This window comes from Piscinibacter sp. PDB1-1, assembly GCF_056675995.1.
Genome location: NZ_JBWVZJ010000001.1, coordinates 1,037,857 through 1,052,950, shown reverse-complemented (window position 1 = coordinate 1,052,950; position 15,094 = coordinate 1,037,857). Strand labels below are relative to the sequence as shown.

The window sequence follows — 15,094 nt, the reverse complement described above, 5'->3', positions numbered from 1 at the left end:
CAACGCCGGGCCCGCGGCAGCCGCGCGATCAGAGGTTCGGGCCGTGATTCCAGTTCAACCAGCCAGCCCCGGCCGCACGGATGATCTTGTCGCGCGCTACATGCGCCCCGGCGTGATGAACCTTGGCGCGCTGCCGCCACTGTCGCTCTATGTGCACCTGCCTTGGTGCCTCAAGAAGTGCCCCTACTGCGATTTCAACTCCCATGAACAGCGGGGTGGTGTGCCCGAGGCCGCCTATCTCGCCGCCTTGCGCGCGGACCTCGAAGCCGCGTTGCCTCTCGTCTGGGGCCGCCGCATCCACAGCATCTTCGTCGGTGGCGGCACGCCGAGTCTGTTTGCCCCAGGTGCCATCGGCGAGTTGATCGCCGACCTGCGCGCGCGTTTGCCGCTGGAGCCGGGGTGCGAGATCACGCTCGAAGCCAACCCGGGCACGTTCGAGCGAGATCGCTTCCGTGGGTACCGCGAGGCGGGCGTCACGCGCTTGTCCATCGGCGTGCAGAGCTTCAACGATGAGAAGCTGCACGCGATCGGCCGCGTGCATGATGCCGCGCAGGCCCGTGCTGCGGTGGAAGAGGCCCGCGATACCTTCGAGACGTTCAACCTCGACCTCATGTATGCGCTGCCGGGCCAGACCCCCGACGAGCTGCGCGAGGACCTGGCCCAGGCGCTCGCCTTCAAACCGCCGCATCTGTCGATCTATCACCTGACGATCGAGGCCAACACCTGGTTCGCCAAGCACCCGCCCATCGTCCCGGACGACGACACCGCATTCGACATGCTGGACATCATCACCGCCGAGACCGAAGCCACCGGCCTGGCGCGCTACGAAGTCTCGGCCTTTGCGCAGCGCGGCCACCACTGCCAGCACAACCTGAACTACTGGCAGTTCGGCGACTACCTGGGCATTGGCGCGGGCGCGCACAGCAAGCTGAGCTTTCCGCACCGCGTGGTGCGCCAGGTGCGCTGGCGCGAACCGCAAACCTACATGGACAAGGCCGCGCAGGGCCTGGCGGTGTCGAACGACGAAGAGGTGAAGCGCGATGCGCTCGCCTTCGAATTCATGCTCAACGCATTGCGCCTGCGCGATGGCTTCGAGCTCGCGCGATTCACCGAACGCACCGGCCTGCCCCTGTCGGCGATCGCCAAGCCGCTCGACGAAGCCCAAGCGCGCGGGTTCATCGAGCGCGACTTTGCCCGTGTCAGGCCGACGGTGCGCGGGTTCGATTTCCTGTCGGACCTGCAGGCGCTGTTTCTCGCGGACTGATCACTGGCGCCGCGTGCGCTTGGTGGGCTGCGGGTGCAAGGCCAGCATCGACAGGCTCAGCTCCTCTCGCAGCCAACTGCGCAAAGCATGCAGCGGTGGCCAGTCTTGCAAGGCTTCCGGGTAGACCAGGTGATAGGCGTAGGCCGCTTCGAAGTTGATCGTCAGCGGCGAGAGCTGAATCAAGCGGCCTGAAACCAGCGCATCGGCGGCAAGCAGCTCGCGCGCAACGGCAAGGCCCAGGCTTTGCTCGGCGGCCTGCAGCATCAGCCCTGCGTCATTGAAGCTCGCGATCGGCACGATGCGCGCGCGCACGCCGGCAGCCGTGAACCAGGCCTCCCATACATCGTTGTCTCCAAGCAGTGGCTCGCGCGCGATCATCTCGGGAGAGGCGCCGCGCAAGCGTGTGGCGGCCGATGGCGAGCCGACCACGACGAAGGGCATGGGCTTGTCGAACAGGCGCTCCGACACGAGGCCCTGCCACGGGCCGATGCCTTGGCGCAGTGCGACATGAAATCCTTCGCGAACCAGATCGACCACCTGTGGCGTGGCGTCGATCTCGATCGCGAGTTCGGGGTGGCGCTCGCGCCAGCGCGCCATGCGCGGCAGCAGCCAGCGGTTGGCGAACGATGGGAGCATGGTCACGCGCAGCCGTTGGGCGGAGCCACTGGCCGCTGCCGCGGCCATCTGCACGCCATCTTGAATCTGTGCGAGGGCGGGTTCCACGCTGCGCAGCAGCGCCTGGCCCGCCGCGTTGAGCACCACGCGGCGCCCACGGCGGTCGAAAAGCGGGAAGCCGATCTGGTCTTCGAGTGATCGGATCTGCTGGCTCACCGCGCTGTGGGTGATGTACAGCGTCTCAGCCGCCGCGCGCAGGTTCTGCAGGCGAGCGACGGCCTGGAAGGTGGGCAGGGTGTGCAACGAAAGACGCGACATAGCTGGTAAGTATGGCTTACCAAAAAGGCGAGAACAAATCGATTCCTCTGCGAAAGCTGGGCTTCTATGCTTACCAGCACGAACCGAACGACATCTGGAGCCGACATGAACACATGTACCGCAGCACCCGCGCACCTCAATGCCTCTGCCGGCCGCCCCTCGCATACATGGCAGTTGTGGCACGACTTGGCTGCGCGCTGGTCGGCACACCTCGAGGCGATGCGTCAGCGGCAAGAGACCGAGTTGATGAGCCAACTCAACGCCGACACCCTGCGCGATATCGGCGCCCCGGAGCAATGGGTGGAGCGCTCCGCGCGCCGACGCGAGTTGGACGGCTTGCGGCTGCTCGATCTGCGCCAGTGGCGCGGCGGCTGATGCGTCGTCAGACGCGATTCATCGACATGCCGGCCGTGCTGCGAAGTCGATCGATGAGCTTGGGCGCGATCTGCGTGAGCGGCAGCACCTCGTGCGCGGCGCCCGCTGCGATGGCTTCGCGCGGCATGCCGAAGACCACGCAAGTGGCTTCGTCCTGCACGTAGTTGTAGCTGCCGGCGTCGTGGAGTTCTTTCATGGCCTTGGCGCCGTCTGCACCCATGCCGGTGAGCATGATGCCGAACGCATTGGGGCCGACCACGCGCGCGGCCGACTTGAACAGCACCTCGACCGACGGCTTGTGCCGGTTGACCGGGTCGCCGTCTTGCACGCGGGCGATGTAGTTGGCGCCGCTGCGCTCCACGCTCAGGTGGAACCCGCCCGGTGCGATGTAGGCATGGCCGGGCAGGATGCGCTCGCCATCGCGCGCCTCGGCCACGCGGATCTTGCACAGCCCATCGAGGCGCGCGGCGTAGCTTTTCGTGAAGCCGGGCGGCATGTGCTGCGTGATCACCACCGCTGGGCAATCGGGCGGCAGGTTGATCAGCACCTCTTTCGTGGCCTCGGTGCCGCCGGTGGATGCGCCGATGAAGATGATCTTCTCGGTCGACAGGCGCCCGATCGAGCTCAGCGTGACTGGCGGGCGGGCCGCAGCCACGGCGCCCGGGGTGGCCGGTGCGGGCGCGGCCAACTTCCTGATGTGCGCCTTGGACGCCACGCGCACCTTGTCGGTGATGTCTTCGGCGAGCAGGCGCAGGCCATCGGCCACGCCGATCTTGGGTTTGGCGACGAAGTCGATGGCGCCGAGTTCGAGCGCTTTCATCGTCACGTCGGCACCGCGTTCGGTCAGGGTGGAGACCATCACCACCGGCATGGGCCGCAGGCGCATCAGCTTGGACAGGAAGTCGATGCCGTCCATGCGGGGCATCTCCACGTCGAGCGTGATGACGTCCGGGTTGAGGTTTCGGATCATCTCCCGCGCGACCAGGGGGTCGGCTGCGGCGCCGATGCATTCCATGTCGGGCTGGCGATTGATGATTTCGGTGAGCAGGCTGCGCACGAGCGCAGAGTCGTCCACCACCACCACGCGGGTCTTGGCCATGTTGTTCTCCCTTGCGTCCTTGTCGGCGAGCCTCAGAACAGGTCGACGGAGCCGCCGCCGGTTGTGGCCGGTACGGCCTTTTGCGCCGCGGCGCGGTCCTGGGCCACCAGGGCCTCGGTGTTGGTCGGCGCCAGGCGCTTGACCATCGCCTTGCCGCTGCTCGGCAGGAAGCACACCTTGCGCGGGTACACATCGAGCACGTCCTTCGAGACGACCGGGATGCGCTCCGTCTTGAGGTAGTCCATGACGAAGTTGGTGTTGCGCTCGCCCACGTTCATGGTGGTCATGCCGCTCACCACCTGGCCGCCGCCGAACACCTTGGCTTCCATGGTCAGGCGCGATGCGCCGCGCTTCATCATCTCGTTGATCAGCAGTTCCATTGCATACGACCCATAGCGTCCCGAGTCGCCCGCGCCATCGGGCAGCATGAAGTGGTTCATGCCGCCGACCTTGGCCTGGCGGTCGTAGATGCACGCTGCGATGCACGAGCCGAGCGTGGTCATGATGAGCATGTCTTCGTCATGCACGAAGTACTCGCCGGGCAGGATCTTCACGGCGTCGTTCTTGAAGTGCGCGTCGTAGAAGAAGAACGACGCTTCACCCGGCTTGCGGGGCTGGGCCTTGAGCCGGTCCAGGCGTGAGCCCGGGGCCGCGTGGGAGGAAGAGATCAAAGCCATGGTGTCCCGATATCGGTGTGGATCTGCAGGGGCTTGAGCGGTGCTGACAAGTGCTCACTCAAACGCGTTCGTAAACCGTCTTTCCACGCAGGCGGAACAGGTCTTTGGATTCGGTGAAGTTCTCGGAGTGGCCTACGAAGAGCAGGCTTCGGGACTTCATCACGCCGTGGATGCGCTCCAGCACGCGGCGCTGCGTCGGGGCGTCGAAATAGATCATCACGTTGCGGCAGAACACGATGTCGAAGGGCTCGCCCAGTGACCAGCGCGCATCCATCAGGTTGTGCGCGCGAAACTCGATCAGGCGCGCCAGTTCGGGCTTGACGCGGATCGCACCGCTGTTGGCACCCTTGCCGCGCAGGAAGTGAGCACGCAGCCGCTCGGGCGACAGCCCGCGCGCGTCGGCGCCGTAGACGCCGCGGCCCGCGGTGGCGAGCACCTTGGTGTCGATGTCGCTGGCCAGAATCTTGATCGAGGCGTTGGCGCCCAGCGCCTCCACGCAGGTCATGGCGATGGAGTACGGCTCTTCGCCGGTCGATGCCGCGTTGCACCACACCCGCAGGCCCTGGCCGCTGGCGCGTGCCTTCAGTTCGGTGGCCAGCGCATGGAAGTGGTGGTCTTCCCGGAAGAACGCCGTCAGGTTGGTCGTGAGGCAGTTCACGAATTCCTGCCATTCGGGGTCGGCCGCGTGGGCCTTCTCGAGCGACTGCAGGTACTGGCCGAACGAGCGCAGCCCGGTCTCGCGCAGGCGGCGCGACAGGCGGCTGTAGACCATCGCCTGCTTGCCGGCATGCAGGCTGATGCCGGCGTGCTGGTAGATCAACTGGCGCACGCGATCGAAGTCGGCAGCACTGAAGGCGAACTCCTGCTCCGCGCGGTCGGCGCCAGCGGCGCTGCGCAGGGCGGCGAGTTCGGCGGGGGAGGCGGCTGCACTCATTCGGGCTCCAGGCGTGTAGGGGTCGGCGGGGTGGCCTGCGCAAGCGCTGCCGGGCCGTCGAAGCGGTCTATCGGGTTTATCGGTAGGAAGTCTGCTGGGCTTGAGTCGAGACGAAGGGCCAAGTTGGCGGGGATTCACGTTGCATCTCGTGCCCTGTGCGCGAAGGGGCCGCTGCTAGACTGGATCGAACCCCTTGTGGTCCATCTCGCACACACGTGACCCAGCCGCCCGCACCCAACGAACACTCGCAGCTCAAGCTGGGAGCGGCGCTGCAATTGCTGCGTCAATCTGGCCACCCCCTGCCCAATCGCGACGAAGTCGGCCGCACGGTCTGGCTGCAAGCGGTAATCGATGCGCTGTGCGATCTGTCGAGCCGCGACCCGTTGACGGGCCTGGCCAACCGACGCCAGTTCGAGCTGGCGCTGGCGCGCGAGATCGACCGCGTGGCGCGCGCCGGCGAGCCGGCGCTGGTGCTGATGATCGACATCGACCGGTTCAAGGCCGTCAACGACACCCACGGCCATGCCGCAGGCGACCTGGTGATCCAGGCCGTGGCGCAGAGCCTGATGGACTGCGTGCGGCCGATGGACACGGTGTCGCGTTTCGGTGGCGAAGAGTTCGCCGTCATCTTGCCCAACTGCCCGCCGGCCTTCGGTCAGACCGTGGCGGAGCGAATCCGCCGCAAGGTGGAGCAGCGCGAGGTGCCTATCAACCCGAGCGAGTCGCTCAAGGTGACGATCAGCCTGGGTGGTGCGTTCGCGCCGCAGTGGGTGCGGTCGTCCGCGCCGCTGTGGATCGAGCGCGCCGACCAGCAGCTCTACCGCGCCAAGGCCGAGGGCCGCAATCGCGCCTGCCTGGAGTCGCCGCCTGTGTCTCTCGTCAGTGCCGAGGAGAAGGGCATGCTCTTCGGCCACTCCCAGCTCCATGAACTCGAGTAAGCCCATGACGACCCTCTCGACACGCAACGCACCGGGCCGTTCCCTGCAGGGCCAGGCCCTCACCGCAGGGCGCTTGCCGGTTCCGGCGAACGGGGTGCTGTCATGACCGCGCGCATCATGGCCATCACGAGCGGCAAGGGCGGGGTGGGCAAGACCTTCGTGTCGGCCAACCTGGCGGCCGCCTTGGCCCGCCGCGGCGAGCGCGTGCTGGTGCTCGATGCCGACCTCGGGTTGGCCAACCTCGACGTGGTGCTCAACCTCTTCCCCAAGATCACCCTGCACGACGTGTTCACCGGCAAGGCCAGGCTGGAAGACGCCATCCTGCCCGCGCCGGGTGGCTTCTCGGTGCTGCTCGCGGGCTCGGGCCTGGTGGAGTACTCGCGACTGACGATCGAGGTGCGCGACCAGTTGCTCAAGATCATCGAGACCGTGGCGCCGCGCTTCGACCGCGTGCTGCTCGACACTGGCGCCGGCATCTCCGACGTGGTGCTGTTTGCCGTTTCGCTCGCCTCCGAGGTGCTGGTGGTGGCCACACCCGAACCCACCTCGCTCACCGATGCCTACGCCACGATCAAGGTGCTTGCCACGCAACAGCAGCGCACGAGCATCTCGCTGGTCGTGAACCAGGTGAACCGCGTCGGCGAGGGGCGCGTCATCCGGGGCCAGTTGCAGCAGGTGGTGGATCGTTTCGTGTCGCCGATGCTGGGCGAGGGCAGTGCACCGGTCAAGCTGGAGATGATCGGCGAGATCCCTGTCGACCCCGCCGTGCGCGAGGCCGTGCAGAAGCGCCAGTTGCTGCTGGAGAGCCTGCCTGGGAGCGAGGCGGCCAAGGGCGTGCTCGCTATTGCCTCCCGGCTTACGATGCCCGAATGACTGAAGAAATCTCCAAGCCGGCGACCGCGTTCGAGTGGGTCGGTGGCGAAGACGCCGTGCGCGCGCTTGTCGACCGCTTCTACGACCTGATGGAGCTGGAGCCGGCCTACGCCGGCATCCGCGCGCTGCACCCGAGCACGATGGAAGGCTCGCGCGACAAGCTGTTCTGGTTTCTCTGCGGCTGGCTCGGCGGGCCGTCGTACTTCACCGACCGCTTTGGCCACCCGATGCTGCGCGCACGGCACCTGCCGTTTGCCATTGGCATTGCGGAGCGCGACCAGTGGATGGCCTGCATGAAGCAGGCGATGGTGGATGTGGCGCTTGACCCGGTGCTGGTGCAGCGGCTCGAAGAATCATTCTTCAAGACCGCCGACTGGATGCGCAACGTCTAACCCCAGGTCGCTGCCCTCGCGCCCCCGAGGTGCGCCGCCTGGATTGGGGTGGCCCCGCGCAAGACTGCGCACGGCGTCTGATCAGCCCGCTGGCGCTTTCAGCAGCACCACCAGCGCGCCGCTGCCCCCATCGGCGGGGCGTGCCTGCACGAAGGCCAGCACCTCGTTCTTCTGCACCAGCCAACTGCGTACGCGCGCCTTGAGCACCGGTTCGCGGCCCGGCGAGCCGTGGCCCTTGCCATGCACGACGCGCACGCAGCGCAGGCTGTGTTCCGCGGCGTCGTGAATGAAGCGGTTGAGTTGCAAGCGGGCCTCGTCGCGCCGCAAGCCGTGCAGGTCGAGCTGCGCCTGGATGGCCCAGCCGCCGCGCCGCAGCTTGCGCACGACGTCCAGCCCGATCTCGGGGCGGCGGAACGACAGCGTCTCGTCGGTTTCGAGCAGGGTATCGACGTTGAACTCGTCGGAGAGCGACTCGCGCAGGGCCTCGCGTTCGTCCCGCTGGCGCTGCAAGGGCTCGGTCGATGCCGCCGAAGCGGCCTGCGGCACGCGGCCGGTCGGTCGCAGGGCCTGCACCGGGCCGACCGAGGTGGCGAAGAGTTCGCGCTCTCGCCTCTCGCGAGCCGCGATCTCACGCTGCAAGGCCAACTGGTGTTCAGCCTCGCGGCGCTGATCCTCCAGCGTGCGCTTGATGGCAGCCAGCGAGTCCAGGCCACGCTCCGCGGGGGCAGGGGGTGATGTACGGCGGCGCGTGCTCATGCAGGGACTTTATCGCCGCGTTCCAGGGTTCCCGGGGCGCCATCCGGGTGAACCTGAATGGAGTTTCCAATCTGCGTGAACCGTTTGGGCCTGTTCTGATCAGATCGCACGCGAGTCCAGAAAACAGCTTACGGGGAAGGCCTTAAGTGAAGCCCCCACTACCTCGCAAAGCCGCGAGCTTCCATGCTCTGGCTCAGGGCGGTCGCTGGGTGCGGCCTGCTTGTTACACAACAGTTGGGAGAAGGCCGCATGAACGCACGGCCGGTGGTGGTGGTGTTGGCGGCGGGCCAGGGCTCGCGCTTTCGGGGGCTGCAGCACAAGCTGATGCAGGGCCTGGGCGCGTCCACGGTGCTCGCGACCACACTGTCGAATGCGCTGGCCACCGAGCTGCCCGTGCTCGTCGTGACGACCGAGCCGCTGGCCGAACTGGTCGGTCGCCATGTGGCCCGTCGGAACATGGTCGTGCTGCCGAGCGTGCAGTCGGTTGCCACCCTCGCGCTGGGCATGGGCTATTCGATCGCCGCCGGTGTCGCCTCGAGTTCTGATGCGTCGGGCTGGTTGATCCTCCCGGCCGACATGCCCATGGTGCAAACGAGCACGCTGCTGGCTGTGGCGAGCGAACTCGACGCGCACCCTGTGGCCTACGCGCAGCATCGGGGCCGGCGCGGCCACCCGGTTGGCTTTGGTGCCGAGTTGTACTCCGAGCTGGTGATGCTCACGGGCGATGAAGGCGCACGCCGCCTGCTGGCCCGCTACCCTTCGCAGGGCGTGGAGGTCGACGACCCCGGCGTGCTGCTCGACGTGGACACCGAGGACGATCTGGCCCGCGTCCGCGTGGCGCAGCAGCAGATGCACCTGCGCGAGGCGCGCTGAACGCGCTGGCCGAGCGCGTTCAGGTCATGAGGGCGTGCTCGCGTGCGAGCGCGACCAGTCTTTCGATCTTCTTGTCGCGAATGCCATGCGTGGAGAGCGCATTCGCCGTCTCGAGCACGTAAGCGAGTGTGGTGCCGTACCGCCCGCTCGCACGGCGCATCACCTGCACCAGTTGGGCATCGTCCATCGGCCCGGTGTAATTGGGGCTGGAGCGCCTCAGCGTGAAGGCAAGTGCCGTCACGTCGCCCTGCGCGGTGCGGCATGACAGCCAGCGAGGGTCGTAGACGCTGTTGGGCATTTCGCGCGCCCACAGCCTTGGCAGTTCTTCTTCGACGCGGTCGCGGGCAATGCGATAGACCATGCCCTGGCACGACCCACCACCCACGAGCGCGAACACCAGCCCGGGGAACTCGGGCGTCCCGCGGTTGATGCGTGAGCGCATCTCCAAGGCGCGGTGCCAACCATGCACCCGGGCTAGCCGCTGCTCGATCGATTCGAACTCGGGCCGCCAGATCAGCGAGGCGTAGCCGAACACCCACAGATCGCTGTGGCCGCCCCATGCGGCATGGGTCTGCGCGAGCAGGTGCGCAGGCTCGCGATCGGGTGACAAGGGCCGCAGCGGTTCGACATGATTCATGGGCTGCCACTCTAGAATGGTTTGTTCCATTCAAGGAGGACTCATGAGTACACAAGACGACGATCTGCAGGGTTATGTGCTGGGCATCATCTGGCTCATCGTGGGCGCGGTCGTGGCCGGCGTGGTCGGCCTGGGCGTCTACCGCCAGTTGCACAGCAAGCCTGCGGCTGCGCCGACGGCTGCGCCGACGGCCACAGCCACGTCTGCTTCGCTGCTGGGCGCGACCCAGCACGTCTACTTTGAACTCGGCCAGGACAAGTTGGGGCCCGAGGGCGAAGCCCTGATCGTGCGAGTGGCCGAAGAAGCCCGCCGGCATCCGCAGGCTCGCGTGCGCATCTCTGGCTTCCATGACGCATCGGGCGACGCCGCGGCCAACGCCGAACTGGCCAAGCAACGCGCCCAGATGGTTCAGCACGCACTCGAAGCCAACGGCGTGCCCAGCGCCCAGACCGAACTGGACAAGCCCGCCGTGACCACCGGCGGCGCCGATCCGCGCGAGGCGCGTCGCGTCGACATCACTGTCACAGCCCCCTGAACGGCGTAAGCGCTTGAGTCCTGCGCCGTAGGAGATAGCCCACAGCGGCTGAGGGTTGCCGCTGATAGGGGTGGGCCCCCTTCGCGCCTAAGGTCGGTCGACGTCGATAGGCTGGAGGTACTGCATGGATGAACCCGTCCGACGCGGCCGCAAGGGCTGGGTCGTGGCAGCTGGGCTGCTGGGGCTGGTGGTCCTGGGGATCGGGGCCTGCGAGATCGCAGGCTGGCCCTTTCTCGCCGGCCCGGTGGAGCGAGCCTTGAGCAAGGCACTCGACCGCGAGGTTCAGCTCAACGCGCAGTCCAGTTCGAGTGAAGGCGCCAACGAGCATGCCACTGTGCGCTTTTTGGGCGGCCTTACCGTCAAGGTGCCCGAGTTGCAGATCGCTGCGCCGCAATGGAGCAAGCGACCCTTCTTTCTGCATGCCAGCCAGGCCGAAATGCGCTTGTCGTACGGTGACATCTGGCGCGCGAGCCGGCGCGGCCCGCTGGCCATCGAGCGGCTGCATGCCGATACGCTGAACGTGCATGCCGAACGCCTGACCGACGGCCGGGCTTCGTGGGCCTTTGGCGACCCCGACAAGAAACCTGCGCCGGCGCCTGCCGAGGCCGACAAAGCGGCTGTGTTCCCGGCCATCCGTGATCTGCGCGTGCTGCAGGGCGAATTGAGTTTTGTCGATGCACCACTCAGGGCCAACATCGACGCCAAGTTGCAGGTGTCCGAAGGTTCAGCCGAGGCGCAGCCGATCGGCAAGGCCGTGAAGGGCCTGGTCGCCACTGCGAAGGGCACCTATGGGCCAGCCAGGCTGACGGCCGAATTGCGCACCAGCGGTGTCGCCCCGCTGCTGCAAGAGGGCGACCAGGCCATGCCCGTACCGATCGTGCTCGAACTCAAGGCCGGCACCGCCGGGCTCGATTTCAACGGCACGGTGACCGATGTCTTCAAGCTCACCGACATGCGTGGTGAGTTCCGCGTGTCGGGCAGTTCTCTTGCGGCGGCTGGCGACCCGCTCGGTGTGACCTTGCCGTCCACCGGCGCCTTCAAGCTGCGTGGCCGCGTTGTCAAGAAGGGCCAGGTCTGGCATGTGGTGGCCGACGACGCGACCGTGGGCGCCAGCAAGCTCAAGGCCGAGATGACCTACGACATGCGCCCCCGCGTGCCGATGCTGTCCGGCCGCGTGACGGGTTCGCGCTTGTTGCTCGCCGACTTGGCGCCCACCATCGGTGGCGACCCCGACGCGAGCGCGGCATTGCCCGCGAGTTCGAGCACACCGGCCGCGGCACGCGTGATCCCCGACAAGGAATTCGATCTCCCGTCCTTGCGGGTGATGAATGCCGATGTACTCATGTCATTCGATCGCGTCGAACTCGGCAGCCTGTTTGCGCGCCCGCTGGAGCCGCTGCAGACCCATCTCGTGCTCAAGGACGGTGTGCTGCGCCTCGACGACCTTCGCGCCGGCACGGCCGATGGCAATCTGGCGGGCAGCGTGTCGCTCGACGGTACGCAGGACGTCGCCCGGTGGGGCACCGACTTGCGCTGGTGGGGCGTGCGCCTCGAGAGTTGGCTCAAGCAGGAGCGAGGTGGCAACGCACCGCCTTACGTCAGTGGGTCGCTCGCCGGCCGGGCGCAGCTCAAGGGTCAGGGCAAGTCCACGGCGCAGATCCTCGGCAGCTTCGAGGGCGCAGTGGCCACCACCTTGCGGCGCGGGCAGATCTCTCACCTTGTGGTCGAAGGCATGGGCCTCGACGTGGCGCAGGCGCTTGGCGTGCTCGTCAAGGGCGACAACGCGATGCCGGTGGAATGCGCCATCGCCGACATGCAGGCGAATCAGGGTGTCATGCGCCCGCGCGCCTTCGTGCTCGAAACGGGTGACTCCGTCATCTGGGCCGACGGCTCGGTCTCGATGAAGGACGAGGGTATCGACTTGCGCGTCGTCGTTGCCCCCAAGGACTTCAGCCCGATGTCGCTTCGTTCACCCCTCAAGGTGACCGGCACTTTCGGCTCGCCCAGCGTCTCCATCGAAAAGGCCCCGGTGGCTGCACGCGTTGGAGCGGCGGTGCTCCTGTCGTTCGTGAACCCACTGGCGGCGCTGATCCCCTTCGTCGACCCTGGCAAGAAGGATGACGGCCACGACAACTGCGTGCAGCTGCTCGATCGAGCGCGCGAAGCGGGGCGACTGCAAAAGCCGCGCAGCGGCTGAGGGCCCTTGCAACCCTTGCCCGCGTCCGGCCAGACGGCTTTCTTGACGGTGTAACTTGGTTACCTAATAATCGACCAACGAGTTACGGCGTTCCTGCCCGAGGCCAGCCCGCATGAAGCAAGCCCTGATCGACGTTACCGAGCGCATCCGTGAGCGCAGCGCGGGGCTGCGGTCGGCCTACCTGCAGCGGGTGGACGCGCTGGCCACGCGCCAACGCGGCGCCGATCGCATGGGGTGTGCCAATGTGGCGCATGCCTTCGCGGCGCTGCCTGCCAATGACAAGCTGCGCGTGGTGGTCGAGCGAGCCCCGAACATTGCGGTCGTCACGGCGTACAACGACATGCTGTCGGCGCATCAGCCCTACGAGGGCTTCCCGGCCGTCATCCGCGACGAGGCCCATCGCGCAGGCGCCACGGTGCAAGTCGCCGGTGGCGTGCCGGCCATGTGCGATGGCGTGACCCAGGGTACGCCCGGCATGGAACTGAGCCTGTTCTCGCGCGACACCATTGCCATGGGCACGGCAGTCGCGCTCACGCACGATGTGTTCGACGCGGCCCTGCTGCTCGGCGTGTGCGACAAGATCGTGCCCGGCCTGCTGATCGGTGCCTTGCACTTCGGGCACCTGCCCTGCGTCTTCGTGCCGGCGGGGCCGATGAGCAGCGGCTTGTCGAACAACGCCAAGGCCAAGGTGCGCGAGCAGTTTGCGCAGGGCCTGGTCGGGCGTGATCAGTTGCTGCACGCCGAATCGGCGGCCTACCACGGCCCGGGCACCTGCACGTTCTATGGCACGGCCAACAGCAATCAGATGCTGCTCGAAGCCATGGGCCTGCACGTGCCGGGGGCCGCCTTCGTCCACCCGCACGCCGAGCTGCGCGAGCAGCTCACGCGCCAGGCAGTGCGGCATGTGCTCGGCATCGTGAATGGCGGCCCGCGCTTCACGCCGATCGGCCGCCTTGTGGACGAACGCGTGATCGTCAACGCCATGGTGGCGCTGCTCGCAACTGGTGGCTCGACCAACCACCTGATCCATTGGGTGGCCGTGGCGCGATCGGCCGGCATCCTGATCGACTGGACCGATTTCTCTGATTTGTCGCACGCCGCGCCGCTGCTGGCGCGCGTGTACCCCAACGGCAGCGCCGACGTGAACCAGTTCCAGGCGGCGGGTGGCCCCGGTTTCGTGATCCGCGAGTTGCTCGACTCCGGCTGCCTGCACGCCGATGTGGCCACCGTCACGCCAGGTGGGCTGCGCGATTACGCGCGGCTGCCCGCACGTGGCGATGCCGGCGTGGTGTGGCGTGACCTGCCCGACCACACCAGCGACGACACAGTGCTGCGCCACGCCACGGAGCCATTCAGTGACACCGGCGGCCTGAAGCTGCTCACCGGCAACCTGGGGCGATCGGTCATCAAGGTGTCATCCGTGCCGGAAGCCAACCATGTGATCGAGGCCCCCGCGGTGGTGTTCGACGATCAGGAAGAGTTGCTTGCGGCCTTCAAGGCGGGGCAACTCGAACGCGACTTGGTCGCCGTGGTGCGATTCCAGGGGCCGCGTGCCAATGGCATGCCTGAGCTGCACCACCTCACGCCGCCCTTGTCGGTGCTGCAGGGCAAGGGCTTCAAGGTCGCCCTGGTGACCGATGGCCGCATGAGCGGCGCATCGGGCAAGGTGCCGGCTGCCATCCACGTGAGCCCCGAGGTGCTGGCCGATGGCCCGTTGGGCAAGGTGCGCACGGGCGATGTGATCCGCCTTGACTCCGTCGTCGGCACGCTGGACGCCCTTGTCGATGCGACCGAATGGGCTGCGCGTTCGGGTGTGGATCTGAGCGACGCCCGCCGCGCCGACAACAGCCACGGCCTCGGCCGAGATCTCTTCGGCGGCATGCGTCGCAATGTGCTGAGCGCCGAAGAGGGCGCCATCACCTGGTTGTGAATCGGCGTGCCGGGAGCGCGCCAACCAGACACCCTCAATACGCCATCCTCCATGAACCCACTCGAACTAGCCTCGCACGGACCGGTGATCCCGGTGATCGTTCTCGATCGTGTGGCCGACGCTGTGCCCCTGGCACGCGCGCTGGTCGAAGGCGGCGTGAAGGTGCTCGAGATCACCTTGCGCACGCCGGTGGCGTTGCAGTGCATGGAAGCGATTGCGCGCGATGTGCCGGGCGCGATCGTCGGCGCCGGTACGGTGCGCAGCGTGCGCGATGCGCAGGCGGCCCAACAGGCGGGCTGCCAGTTCGCGGTGAGCCCTGGTTACCTGAGCGCCATTGGCCATGCCTGCCGCGAGATCGGTCTGCCGCTTTTGCCGGGCGTGTCTACCGGCAGCGAGGTGATGCAGGCGAACGCAGACGGCTACGACTTTCTCAAGTTCTTCCCGGCCACGGCTGCGGGTGGCATCCCGTTGCTCAAGGCGCTGAACGGCCCCTTCCCGGACGTGAGCTTCTGCCCCACAGGCGGCATCACGCCCGAGACGGCGCCGCAGTTTCTTGCGCTGCCCAACGTGAAGGTCTGCGGTGGCTCATGGCTTACGCCGGCCGATGCGGTGGCGAGCGGCGATTGGGTGCGCATTACCGAACTGGCCCGCGCGGCGACTCGCCTGCGGGCCTGAGAGTTC

Annotated in this window: 16 protein-coding genes; 10 read left to right on the top strand and 6 right to left on the bottom strand. The window is 67.2% G+C overall.

The genetic code is table 11. The features are described from left to right. The first annotated feature begins 43 nt into the window (after positions 1-43). Entirely contained in the window at positions 44-1,264 is a 1,221-nt protein-coding gene (hemW, locus tag AC1KAR_RS04780) for a radical SAM family heme chaperone HemW (RefSeq protein WP_480314991.1), read from the top strand. Here the strand turns inward: hemW and AC1KAR_RS04775 are convergent, their stop codons facing one another. Next, positions 1,265-2,197 (bottom strand): LysR substrate-binding domain-containing protein, encoded by a 933-nt coding sequence (locus tag AC1KAR_RS04775; RefSeq protein ID WP_480314989.1) that lies wholly within the window; start codon positions 2,195-2,197, stop codon positions 1,265-1,267. Between the two features lie 105 nt (positions 2,198-2,302). Here AC1KAR_RS04775 and AC1KAR_RS04770 point away from each other — a divergent pair, with 105 nt between their 5' ends. Beyond that, entirely contained in the window at positions 2,303-2,572 is a 270-nt protein-coding gene (locus AC1KAR_RS04770) for a hypothetical protein (RefSeq protein WP_480314987.1), read from the top strand. 7 nt (positions 2,573-2,579) lie between these two features. On the opposite strand, the gene AC1KAR_RS04765 is transcribed toward AC1KAR_RS04770, so the two are convergent. Genes AC1KAR_RS04765 through AC1KAR_RS04755 form a run of 3 tightly spaced genes read right to left on the bottom strand, consistent with a single transcriptional unit; the run spans position 2,580 to position 5,282 of the window. Beyond that, positions 2,580-3,671, bottom strand: a complete 1,092-nt coding sequence (locus tag AC1KAR_RS04765) for a protein-glutamate methylesterase/protein-glutamine glutaminase (protein ID WP_480314985.1) — start codon at positions 3,669-3,671, stop codon at positions 2,580-2,582. A 32-nt stretch (positions 3,672-3,703) separates the two neighbouring features. Next, positions 3,704-4,348 carry a chemoreceptor glutamine deamidase CheD gene (gene cheD / locus AC1KAR_RS04760; RefSeq protein WP_480314983.1) on the bottom strand — a complete coding sequence of 215 codons (645 nt, stop codon included), beginning with the start codon at positions 4,346-4,348 and terminating at the stop codon, positions 3,704-3,706. A 58-nt stretch (positions 4,349-4,406) separates the two neighbouring features. Continuing rightward, on the bottom strand, positions 4,407-5,282 hold the full coding sequence (locus AC1KAR_RS04755; RefSeq protein WP_480314981.1) for a CheR family methyltransferase: 876 nt from the start codon (positions 5,280-5,282) through the stop codon (positions 4,407-4,409). 215 nt (positions 5,283-5,497) lie between these two features. On the opposite strand from AC1KAR_RS04755, the gene AC1KAR_RS04750 reads away from it, so the two are divergent. The 3 genes from AC1KAR_RS04750 (at position 5,498) to AC1KAR_RS04740 (ending at position 7,485) form a co-directional block, all read left to right on the top strand. Continuing rightward, on the top strand, positions 5,498-6,220 hold the full coding sequence (locus AC1KAR_RS04750; protein ID WP_480314979.1) for a GGDEF domain-containing protein: 723 nt from the start codon (positions 5,498-5,500) through the stop codon (positions 6,218-6,220). Between the two features lie 102 nt (positions 6,221-6,322). Continuing rightward, positions 6,323-7,093 carry a MinD/ParA family protein gene (locus AC1KAR_RS04745; RefSeq protein WP_480314977.1) on the top strand — a complete coding sequence of 257 codons (771 nt, stop codon included), beginning with the start codon at positions 6,323-6,325 and terminating at the stop codon, positions 7,091-7,093. Further along, positions 7,090-7,485 (top strand): group II truncated hemoglobin, encoded by a 396-nt coding sequence (locus AC1KAR_RS04740; RefSeq protein ID WP_480314975.1) that lies wholly within the window; start codon positions 7,090-7,092, stop codon positions 7,483-7,485. The genes AC1KAR_RS04745 and AC1KAR_RS04740 overlap by 4 nt, the downstream gene beginning before the upstream one ends. 81 nt (positions 7,486-7,566) lie before the next feature. On the opposite strand, the gene AC1KAR_RS04735 is transcribed toward AC1KAR_RS04740, so the two are convergent. Beyond that, a complete protein-coding gene (locus AC1KAR_RS04735; RefSeq protein ID WP_480314973.1) occupies positions 7,567-8,241 on the bottom strand; it encodes a Smr/MutS family protein in 675 nt (224 codons plus the stop codon). A 249-nt stretch (positions 8,242-8,490) separates the two neighbouring features. Between AC1KAR_RS04735 and AC1KAR_RS04730 the strand changes: the two genes are divergently transcribed. Further along, positions 8,491-9,114, top strand: coding sequence for a nucleotidyltransferase family protein (locus AC1KAR_RS04730; protein WP_480314971.1), 624 nt, complete (start codon positions 8,491-8,493; stop codon positions 9,112-9,114). Positions 9,115-9,133: 19 nt separating this feature from the next. Here the strand turns inward: AC1KAR_RS04730 and AC1KAR_RS04725 are convergent, their stop codons facing one another. Then, positions 9,134-9,751, bottom strand: a complete 618-nt coding sequence (locus tag AC1KAR_RS04725) for a gamma-glutamylcyclotransferase (protein WP_480314969.1) — start codon at positions 9,749-9,751, stop codon at positions 9,134-9,136. A gap of 43 nt (positions 9,752-9,794) precedes the next feature. On the opposite strand from AC1KAR_RS04725, the gene AC1KAR_RS04720 reads away from it, so the two are divergent. The 4 genes from AC1KAR_RS04720 to eda all read left to right on the top strand — a co-directional run bounded on the left by AC1KAR_RS04720 (position 9,795) and on the right by eda (position 15,088). After that, a complete protein-coding gene (locus AC1KAR_RS04720; protein WP_480314967.1) occupies positions 9,795-10,286 on the top strand; it encodes an OmpA family protein in 492 nt (163 codons plus the stop codon). Positions 10,287-10,410: 124 nt separating this feature from the next. Next, complete coding sequence (locus AC1KAR_RS04715) at positions 10,411-12,483, top strand: AsmA family protein (protein ID WP_480314965.1); 2,073 nt, start codon at positions 10,411-10,413, stop codon at positions 12,481-12,483. Between the two features lie 112 nt (positions 12,484-12,595). Then, complete coding sequence (gene edd / locus AC1KAR_RS04710; RefSeq protein WP_480314963.1) at positions 12,596-14,413, top strand: phosphogluconate dehydratase; 1,818 nt, start codon at positions 12,596-12,598, stop codon at positions 14,411-14,413. A gap of 51 nt (positions 14,414-14,464) precedes the next feature. Further along, positions 14,465-15,088: a bifunctional 4-hydroxy-2-oxoglutarate aldolase/2-dehydro-3-deoxy-phosphogluconate aldolase gene (gene eda, locus AC1KAR_RS04705; protein ID WP_480314961.1), complete on the top strand. Its 624-nt coding sequence runs from the start codon at positions 14,465-14,467 to the stop codon at positions 15,086-15,088. Positions 15,089-15,094: the final 6 nt, after the last annotated feature.